The 11,661-nt window shown below is 47.4% G+C and carries 1 protein-coding gene; it reads left to right on the forward strand.

Annotation, left to right across the window (positions count from 1 at the left end; translation table 11 throughout):
* Nucleotides 1–789 precede the first annotated feature (789 nt).
* Nucleotides 790–11,661, forward strand: coding sequence for a non-ribosomal peptide synthetase (locus AACS90_RS05260; RefSeq protein WP_099121989.1), 10,872 nt, complete (start codon nt 790–792; stop codon nt 11,659–11,661).

The following is an 11,661-nucleotide window of genomic DNA, read 5'->3' on the forward strand; positions in this document are numbered from 1 at the left end:
GATCGTGACTGAATAGCCGCTCAGAGATATAAACACCGAATATCTAATATTTTGTATATTTAGTGTTTTTATAATTAATAAATCATGGTGGGTATCATTACGTGAAAAAGATAAGAACAAATAGCCGATATTTGCAGGAAATATCCATCCAGCGCAGGTATTAAAAAATGTATTCAATAGATTTCAGAATTTAGAAATAATATATTCTTTGTTTAACTTATCCCATCACCGAACACACTGAAATAGTAACCCACGGAATTAATCATCCTGGAATTCCGGATCTCGTTTGTAGCATCATGGTTGTGAGTCGCGACTAAACCGTCTCTGGTTTACCGAAGAAAAATTCTCCCGTCTTGAGCTAGCCAATTATAATCTTTGGCTATAAATATATTTCGCCCAACACATCACTAACAATAAAAAACATCAAAAATTAAATACTCCTATAAGCAATAAAAAAACAAGGATAATAAAAAACAACATAGACATTAATTAAAACAACAACCAGCATTACACTATAAATAACAGCATCCATAAGTAATATGGAACAATTATATTCACATAAAAAATATACTCTGGTATTTTGGGGGGAGCAAAATACTAACTATTAAATAAGAACTCTATTTCACGAGGATGAGTGTTGAAAGATTGCAAAGTTATTTGTAAGGACATCATGATAGATGATGCTACGTTCTAACGTGCAAATTAAGGTCAGGAAAATCATCAGCCCTATTCATTTTGTACTATCAACTATGACTAACTTGTAAGCAGAACACACTCATATAAATAATTATGAGAAAAGCTGAGGATCATTTGAATCCAGATTTATATCACCTCCACCCTACTCAGGAGAATATATTTTACGAACAACTTCTTTATGAGAATAGCCCAGTACATACCCTAAACTGGTATACCTTAATAGAGGAAAATGTTGATATTACCCTCTTGCAAAAAACATTGAATTTACTATATCAGCATATCGATACTTTACGTTTACGTATATTCATCAATGCCGACAATGAAGCGGTTCAATACATTCAGGAACAAAGTATTCCCACGTTAATCAATGAATACGATGTTTCAAAACTGCCTGATCCTGAAAATCACGCACTTCTGTGGATGAAGCAACAAAACAATATCGCTATAGATTACTTAAATGAAATACCCTACCAGTTCACATTAATCCGTCTCGCCAATGAAAAAAATTATTTTTTCACTACATTCCACCATATTTTCATTGACGGTGTCGGATTATACCGATTTCACGAGTATGTTTATAAACTATATACATGCCTTAAAAATGGAACATCCACAACGTGGTTATCTGAAATTCCGCAATATCTCACGGCAGTAAAAAAAGCAAGAACCTATTTAAATAATTTTAATTATGAAGATGACAAGAATTATTGGCTGGATTTTTTAAAGAAAAATGAAATACACCAATTAACACCTTATTACCATAATAAAGGCTCTGATAATCAGACGCTGACATTACCACTCTCAGTTAAAAACGATTTACGTACTCTTTGTCACGAAAACAAAACTAATTTACTTGCCGTATTTTCCACGCTTGCTTCTATTGTTATGGCTGAATTAACCGGGCAACAAGAGCTGGTTTTCAACACGACAACCCATGGAAGAACAACAAAATCCGAAAAATATGTTGTCGGGATGCAAGCAAATACGTATCCAGTACATTGCCCTATTTCACGAACTTCTTCTATTATTAAGCAAATTAAGCAAGTAGAGTCAGCGCTAAAAAACAGCTATCTCCACGGAAAGTTTCCCAATTCACATCTTACTCGTCTTGCGAACCAAGATGGATTTTCTTTACCCAGCATTCTGATTTTATATGACCGTTTTTCAGCATCGGATACTGAAATTGACCAAATTCAGCATTTTCATATAGACACTGAATTTAATATTAATCCCATCTTATTTCGGCTGAAAGATCATGGCTGTGATCAGGAATTAAAAATAACCATCCAATATTTACAAGCCTATTTTAGTGATTCAGAGGTCAATAATATCCTTGAGCGATTAAATAACCTGCTAACGGCTATTATTGACAACCCTGCTATTTTAGTCAGTGAATTACCTATCCTGTTGGAGCAGGAACGCCATACCCTATTCAATATCTGGAACCAGACCGATGCCCCTTATCCGCAGGATAAAACCCTGCCACAGTTGTTTGAAGCACAAGCCGCTCAGCGACCCAATGCGACTGCAATCATCTTTGAAAACCAAAGCATCAGCTATGGCGAACTCAACCGGCGCGCCAACCAACTGGCCCATCATCTGATTGCACTGGGCGTCAGGCCGGATGATCGGGTTGGCATTTGCCTTGAGCGCAGTTTGAATATGGTGGTCGGGATACTGGCTATTCTCAAGTCGGGTGGCGCGTATCTGCCACTCGATCCGGATTATCCCACCGAACGATTGAGCTATATGCTGGATGATGCAGCACCGGTAGCTTTACTGACTCAAACCACACTGGCGGATAAACTGACGACGTCAGTCCCCACCGTGTGGCTGGATAATCCGGCTCAAAACTTTGACACGCAGCCGGACAATAACCCGGATGCACAAGCTTTGGGGCTGACTTCACGTCATCTGGCTTACGTGATTTACACCTCCGGCTCCACCGGACAACCCAAAGGCGTGATGGTGGAACACCGTAATGTCCTGCGCCTGATTATCAATAATGGCTTTGCGGATATCGGCCCGGATGACTGCGTTGCCCATTGTGCCAACCCTGCCTTCGATGCCGCCACGTGGGAAATCTGGTCAGCCCTGCTGAATGGCAGTTGTCTGCATATTGTGCCTCAGACGGTAGTACTCGAACCCACCGATTTTCGTGAGGCACTAATCAGGGGAAAAGTAACCGCATTATGGTTAACTGCCGGTTTGTTTAATGAATACCTTGATACATTACAGCCTGTGTTCGGGCAGCTCCGCTACCTGTTGGTCGGGGGGGATGTCCTCAATCCGCAGAAAATAAAACAGGTGCTGTCGGCAAGTCATCCGCCTGCTCACCTGCTTAACGGCTATGGCCCCACGGAATCCACCACATTTGCCACGACCTATACGATCACCGCGCCAATTGATGGCATACAGTCTATTCCGATTGGCCGCCCTATCGCCAATACCCGGATTTACCTGCTTGACGCCCATCAACACCCCGTACCGATGGGGGCACCGGGTGAAATTTATATCAGTGGCGAGGGCGTGGCACGAGGTTATCTGAACCAACCGGAACTGACCACTGAACGATTCCTCGCCGATCCATTTTCCTCTGAGTCAGAGGCAAAAATGTATAAAACGGGGGATTTGGGGCGCTACTTGCCGGACGGCAATATCGACTATCTGGGACGCAATGATTTTCAGATTAAAATCCGTGGATTCCGTATTGAACTGGGGGAAGTTGAGAATGCGTTAGCGGCACATCCGCAGATCAAACAGGCCGTGGTGATTGATCGTGATCATCACGGACAGAAAGTACTGGCGGCCTATCTGGTCATTGAGGGTCTCTTAGCTGATGAAGATCTACTCACGCATTTATCCGCGCGCCTGCCGGACTATATGCTGCCCACCAGCTTTACCTTTATTGATGCGGTTCCGCTGACGTCAAACGGCAAAGTCAACCGCAGAGCCTTGCCAGAGCCGGCTTTCGGCAACAGAGACAGTTATGTCGCTCCCCGCAATGCACTGGAAACCCAGCTTTGTGCTCTCTGGCAGACGGCTTTAGGGCTGGAGCGAGTGGGTATTGACGATAATTTCTTCCGTATCGGCGGCAATTCCCTGACCGCCATTAAGTTGATCGCCGCCATTCGCCGTACCCTGTCTACCGATATTTCACTGGCACAACTGTTTGAGCTGAAAACTATCGCCGGGTTAGCCACACAGATGGATGAACAAATTTGTACGGTTATCCCACCGCTGGCACAAGCGCGCTATCCCTTATCATTTGCTCAGGAGCGGATGCTGTTTATCGAGCAGTTTGAGCAGGGCTCTGATGTCTATCATATCCCATATCTGGTTCAGTTGGCTCAGGAGGCTTCTCTGCCTGTACTGGAAGCCGCCATTAACCGATTAGCGGAACGTCATGCGGTGCTGAGAACCGTGTATCGCAGTGATGATCAGAGCCAGCAGTATCAGCAGGCACTGAACACACATTTCGTGATCCCGTCTCAAATTTGTGACGACAGGGAGACGTTACTGGCTAACGCCCGCAGCGAAATCGCTACTCCCTTTGATTTAACCACAGAGCCGAGCCTGCGTTTACGGCATTATCAGGTCGCAAACAGTCATTACCTCTTACTGTTATGGCACCATATTGCAATGGATGGCTGGTCCATCGATATCTTTATGGCGGAACTGGCGGAGGTTTACCACGCACTGCAATCAGGCCGTGACAGCCAGCTCCCTGTGCTGGATATTACCTACGGGGATTACGCGGCATGGCAACGGGATTATTTGCTGGGGGACGTCCGAGAGCAACAACTGGCTTACTGGCAACAGACGCTGGCGGGCTATGAATCGCTGGCTCTGCCCACCGATCACCCCCGGCCGGCACAAGTCAATTATCAGGGGCGGGATATCAATTTTACGCTGGATGCCCAGCTGTCTGAACAGCTACGTACTCTGGCAAAAACGCAGGAAACCACCCTGTATACCGTGCTGCTCAGTGCGTTTTACGTCACACTGGCAAAATTATCCGGGCAGGACGATATCGTTATCGGCACCCCGACCGATAACCGTCACCATGCGCAAACGCTGCCCTTATTAGGGATGTTCGTTAACACACTGCCCTTACGGGCACAACTGCAACACACTGACAGTGTAACCACGCTGATTACACAGGCTCACAAACTGGTTAGCGGGGCTAAAGCCCATCAGGATATGCCGTTTGAGCAGTTGGTTGAGGCACTGAACATTGAACGGGATACCGCTCGTCACCCGGTATTTCAGGTGATATTCAGTGTGCAGGCTTTCGGTGAAAATCCGTCAGACGGCAATCTGCCGTTTAGCCCGGTCGTACTGGATGAAACGTTATACAGCCCCGCCAAATTTGACCTGAGCCTGTTTTTGTCCGATGGCAAAACAGCAATTACCGGTTGCCTGAACTACGCCGTGAGCCTGTTTAACGATACCAGCATTACCCGTATCGCGGAGAGTTACCAGCGGGTATTGAGCGCGTTTGTGGCCCACCAGCAACAAGCGTTGTCCAGTATTGATATTTTATCGGCGCAGGAACGTCATACCTTATTACACCTCTGGAATCAGACCGATGCCCCTTATCCGCAGGATAAAACCCTGCCACAGTTGTTTGAAGCTCAGGTTACAGCAAATCCGAACAACGTCGCTCTGGTGTTTGAAGGCAAAACTCTGACCTATCACCAGCTGAATGAACGCGCCAATCAGCTAGCCCATGCCATACGCGAACGCTACCAACAACAGCATAATGTACCGATGCCAACAGATACGTTGATCGCTCTCTATCTGGATCGCAGCCCGGAAATGGTCATTAGTATACTGGCAGTACTCAAAGCCGGCGGGGCTTATGTACCGGTATCACCGGATTATCCGCCGGAGCGGGTTCAGTTTATTCTGGACGATACGCAGTCACCCTGTGTTGTGACTCAGCAAAAGTTTCTGCCAACATTGCAGGCTTATACACAAGCACTCGTGACACCATCAGCCCTGATTGCCGCAGATGACAGTCGTGTGACTGAACACTATTCAACAGACAATCTGGCGTTAGCCGGTCAAGCGTCAGATTTAGCCTATGTTATCTATACCTCCGGCACGACCGGGAAACCCAAAGGCGTCTTGCAGACCCACCATAATGTCAACCGCTTATTCACCACTAGCCAAAAAGATTACCAGTTCGATCAACACGATGTCTGGGTGCTTTTCCATGCGTATACGTTTGATTTCAGTGTGTGGGAATTATGGGGCACCCTACTCTATGGCGGGCGTTTAATTATCCCTACGGTTGAGTGCATTAAGGATTTTAGCCAATTCAGCCGGTTATGCGCCGAACAGAATGTGACGGTACTGAACCAAACGCCGGGGGCATTTTATGCCTTTATCGACGAAGCAGTAAGCAACAGTACAGAGTTTCCTCACCTTCGCTATGTCATATTTGGTGGCGATAAATTAAATCCGGTTCAGTTAACACCCTGGTGGGATCGTTATGGCGATCAAAAACCGGCGCTCATCAATATGTATGGGATCACCGAAACCACCGTCCATGTAACCTACAAAAAATTAACGCAAGGAGATACCACTGCGATATCCCGCATTGGCCGTCCCCTGAGCGACATGTCTGCCTACGTACTGAATACTGCCGGACAACTGGCTCCGATTGGTGCCACCGGCGAACTTTACATTGGTGGCGCAGGGCTGGCACGGGGTTATTTAAACCGACCGGAATTAACCGCCGAACGTTTTATCGAAAACCCATTTGCCACAGAGAAGAACAAAGAGCAGGGTTACACACGCCTGTATAAAACCGGTGATTTAGCGCGCTGGCTCCCCAATGGCGAGCTGGAATATCTGGGACGCAATGATTTTCAGGTCAAAATTCGCGGCTACCGCATTGAGCTGGGCGAAATTGAAAGTGCGCTGGCGGCACATCCACAGGTTAAACAAGCCGTTGTCATCGATCGCGAATATCAGGGCAATACCGCACTGATCGCTTATCTGGTGATTGAGGGTGAACTTTCTGACGAAGGGTTAATCAGCCATTTATCTTCTCGCCTGCCGGACTATATGTTGCCTGCCAGTTTTACCCGGATTGAGGCGATCCCGCTGACATTGAACGGTAAAGTGGATCGTCAGGCTTTACCCGAACCGAGCTGGAGCAATAAAGAGGGTTATGTTGCACCCCGCAATACACTGGAAACCCGGCTTTGCGCTATCTGGCAGGATGTTTTAGCACTGGAGCAAGTGGGTATTGACGATAACTTCTTCCGTATCGGCGGCAATTCCCTGACCGCCATTAAGTTGATCGCCGCCATTCGCCGTACCCTGTCTACGGATATTTCACTGGCACAACTGTTTGAATTAAAGACCATCGCCGGATTAGCCACACAGATGGACACACAAATTTGCACGGTTATCCCACCACTGGCACAAGCGCGCTATCCCTTATCATTTGCTCAGGAGCGGATGCTGTTTATCGAGCAGTTTGAGCAGGGTTCCGATGTCTATCATATTCCGTATCTGGTTCAGTTGGCTCAGGAGGCTTCCCTGCCTTTGCTGGAAACCGCCATTAACCGATTAGCGGAACGTCATGCGGTGCTGAGAACCGTGTATCGCAGTGATGATCAGAGCCAGCAGTATCAGCAGGTATTAGACACATATTTCGTGATCCCGTCTCAAATTTGTGACGACAGGGAGACGTTACTGGCTAACGCCCGCAGCGAAATCGCTACTCCCTTTGATTTAACCACAGAGCCGAGCCTGCGTTTACGGCATTATCAGGTCGCAAACAGTCATTACCTCTTACTGTTATGGCACCATATCGCGATGGATGGCTGGTCCATCGATATCTTTATGGCGGAACTGGCGGAGGTTTACCACACGCTGCAAGCAGGCCGTGACAGCCAGCTCCCTGCGTTGGAGATCACCTACGGGGATTACGCGGCATGGCAACGGGATTATTTGCAGGGAGACATCCGCGAACAACAACTGGCTTACTGGCAACAGGCACTTGCAGGCTATGAATCGCTGTCACTGCCCACCGATCACTCCAGACCGGCACAGGTCAATTATCAGGGGCGGGATATCAATTTTACGCTGGACGCCCAGCTGTCTGAACAGTTAAGGGAGTTAGCAAAAACGCAGGAAACCACCCTGTATACCGTACTGCTCAGTGCGTTTTACGTCACACTGGCAAAATTATCCGGGCAGGACGATATCGTTATCGGCACCCCGACGGATAACCGTCACCATGCACAAACACTGCCCTTATTAGGGATGTTCGTTAACACACTGCCCTTACGGGCACAACTGCAACACACAGACAGTGTAACCGCGCTGATTACACAGGCACACAAACTGGTTAGCGGAGCTAAAGCCCATCAGGATATGCCGTTTGAACAGCTCCTTGATGCGCTGAACATTGAACGGGATACCGCTCGTCACCCGGTATTTCAGGTGATATTCAGTGTGCAGTCTTTCGGCGAAAATCCGTCAGACAACCGCCTTCCATTCAGTCCGGTCGTACTGGATGAAGCTCTATACAGCCCCGCCAAATTTGACCTGAGCCTGTTTTTGTCCGATGGCAAAACAGCGATTACCGGTTGCCTGAACTACGCCGTGAGCCTGTTTAACGATACCAGCATCACCCGTATCGCAGAGAGTTACCAGCGGGTATTGAGCGCGTTTGTGGCCGACCAGCAACAACCGTTATCCAACATTGATATTTTATCGGCGCAGGAACGCCATACCTTATTACACCGCTGGAACCAGACGGATGCCCCTTATCCGCAGGATAAAACCCTGCCACAATTGTTTGAAGCGCAGGCGGCAAGAACACCGGATCATGTTGCACTGGTGTTTGAAGGTGAATCCCTGACTTATCACCAGCTTAATCAGCGCGCCAATCAACTGGCCCATGCCATACGCGAACGTTATCAGCAACAGCATCATCAAACGATGCAAGCTGATACACCGATAGCCTTGTATTTTGACCGCAGTCCGGAAATGGTCATCAGTATGCTGGCGGTGCTGAAAGCCGGAGGCGCTTATGTGCCAATATCACCGGAATATCCCACAGAGCGGGTACAGTTTATTCTGACAGACACCGCGACGCCTTGTGTTCTGACCCAACAACACTATCTGACCACGCTCCGGCCACTGGCTGGGTCATCGATCCTTATCGCAGCAGATAATCAGGCAGACACAGTCAGCCAGCCTGTGGAAAACCCCGATTCCATCAGTCAACCGACCAATCTGGCCTATATCATCTATACCTCCGGCACCACCGGTCAGCCGAAAGGGGTGATGATTGAACATAAAAATGTGGCGCATCTGACAGTCGCGCAAAGTGCATTTTTTGATACTGAAAAGACCACTAAAAGTTTAATGTTTGCCGCTTATGTGTTTGATGCGTTTGTTTTCGAACTCTTTCCCGCGTTATTGAATGGCCTGACGCTTTATCTTTGCAATGAAGCAGAACGCCATGCCCCTGCCATCGCAGAACTTATTCAGCGAGAAGGTATTCAAATGGCTACCTTACCGCCAGCAATACTCAAGTTGTTGACGGATGTGGAATTACCCTTACTCCAGTTATTAGTTACCGCAGGTGAATCCCCTTCTCTGGATTTTATGGATCATTTCAGCCAACACAGTAATGTGATGAATGCTTACGGTCCGACAGAAATCACCGTTTGTGCAACACAGAAACGGTATCAACATGGAGATATCGCCACCAATATTGGTAACGCTATCAATAATACCCGCCTTTACGTACTGGATAGTGATGGAAATCCATCGCCTATCGGTACGCCGGGTGAGTTGTATATTGGTGGTGCTGGTGTCGCACGGGGATATTTAAATCGCCCTGAATTAACGGCTGAGCGCTTTGTTGCGAATCCTTTTGCAACCGCAAACGAAACGGTTAAAGGTTACAGCCGTCTGTATAAAACCGGTGATTTAGTGCGCTGGTTACCCAACGGCGAACTGGAATATCTGGGGCGCAATGATTTTCAGGTCAAAATTCGCGGTTATCGTATTGAGCTGGGCGAAATTGAAAGTGCGCTGACGGCTCATCCACAAGTCAAACAAGCCGTAGTGATTGACCGTGAACATCAGGGTCATAAAGTGCTGGCAGCCTATCTGGTTGTCGAGGATACGGTGTCCGATGACATACTACTTGCGCACTTATCTGCTCGCCTGCCGGACTATATGCTGCCCGCCAGCTTTACCTTTATGGAGACTATACCACTAACGCTGAATGGCAAAGTGGACCGCAAAGCCTTGCCAGAGCCGGTTTTCGGGAACAGAGAAAATTATGTTGCGCCCCGTAATGCCTTAGAAACCCAGCTTTGTGCTATCTGGCAGGCAGTTTTAGGGCTGGAGCGGATAAGCATCCACGATAATTTCTTCCGCATTGGTGGTGACTCCATTATTAGTCTCCAACTAGTGTCCAAACTGCGTCAGGCCGGTTTTTCGCTGCAGGTGAAAACCATTTTTGAGGCACCAACCGTGGCACAATTAGCGGTATTACTGATGCAAACAGCGTCTACTGCCAAAATCGTTGCCGAACAAGGGTTATTAAACGGGGAATTTACTTTACTGCCTGTTCAGCAAACCTTCTTTGACTGGCAGTTAGCTCAGCCTCATCACTGGAATCAGGCCTTTATGGTTCAGATCCCCGGTGATATCCAAGTCATACAGATTGAACAAGCACTGACTGCATTAACTGAGCGGCACGATATATTACACGCCCGCTTTATTGCAACGGAACAGGGATATCGCCAGTGTTATTCTGCGGATATTCCGTCTTCACAACCGCAGTTAAAACACTGTGATATCCGTCAGTGCAATCAGGAAGAACTCCACCAACAACTTACCCAGTGGCAAAGTGGGTTCGATTATCATAATGGGCCACTCTGGCAAGCCGCTCATCTGACTGGCTATGCTGATGGCAGTACCCGATTATTCTTTGCCTTCCATCATCTGATTATTGATGCAGTGTCCTGGCGGATTATTGCGGAAGATATGCGTTTGCTATTACAGGGGATGCCCCTGCCTGCAAAAACCAGCAGTTATCGCCAATGGGTGACCACTGTTCAGCAGTACGCCCGGCAGCATCAACATGAAGTGCCTTACTGGAAACAAGTACTGGCAGGCAATAACAGCAAGCCCGCGTTGGATAATCTCACACACCACCAGCTGGAAATCTCGGCAGAAATGACAGATATCCTGCTGCATGAAGCTAACGCAGGTTATCACACCGAAATTAATGACTTGTTGTTGAGCGCGTTGACCGTGGCCTTGCAGGATACCTTCGACCAATCTGTCAACCATATCCTTCTGGAAGGACACGGGCGGGAATCTATTGATAACACAATAGATATTTCCGAAACCGTTGGCTGGTTTACTACGATATACCCGGTTCGTCTGGAAAATAAGGCGGATATAACCGACACCCTTATCCATACCAAAGAGATGCTGCGCACTGTGCCAAACAAAGGCATCGGTTACGGCGCATTACAACAAGCGGGTTATTTGACCGGTGATTTGCCTGCTATCAGTTTCAACTATCTTGGGCAGTTAGGCAGTCCCAGCCGTCAGGACTGGTCAATTACTGACGATGATTGCGGAATGATGATAACCAGTGAAAACGACGGTCATTTTCTGTTAGGAATTAATGGCTCCGTTCAGGCAGGAAAACTACTGTTTTATGTCGATTCCCGTCTGCCACAGACTAAGACAGCCCTGTTTATCCGGGCATTTGAGCAGACACTCAATCACATCATTACCACAGCGCAAAAACAGTCACAAACGGGAGAAATAATGACTCCCAGTGATTACGGTATCAAGGGAGTTTCGCTGGAGCAATTCAACCAGATAACTCACCATTTTGAACATACCAATAATGTCAGTTCACCCCACGACTCTGAAAATGAAACTACTTTGGATTTATAG

The sequence above is a fragment of the Xenorhabdus sp. KK7.4 genome (genome assembly GCF_963876465.1).
Lineage (GTDB): Bacteria > Pseudomonadota > Gammaproteobacteria > Enterobacterales > Enterobacteriaceae > Xenorhabdus > Xenorhabdus stockiae.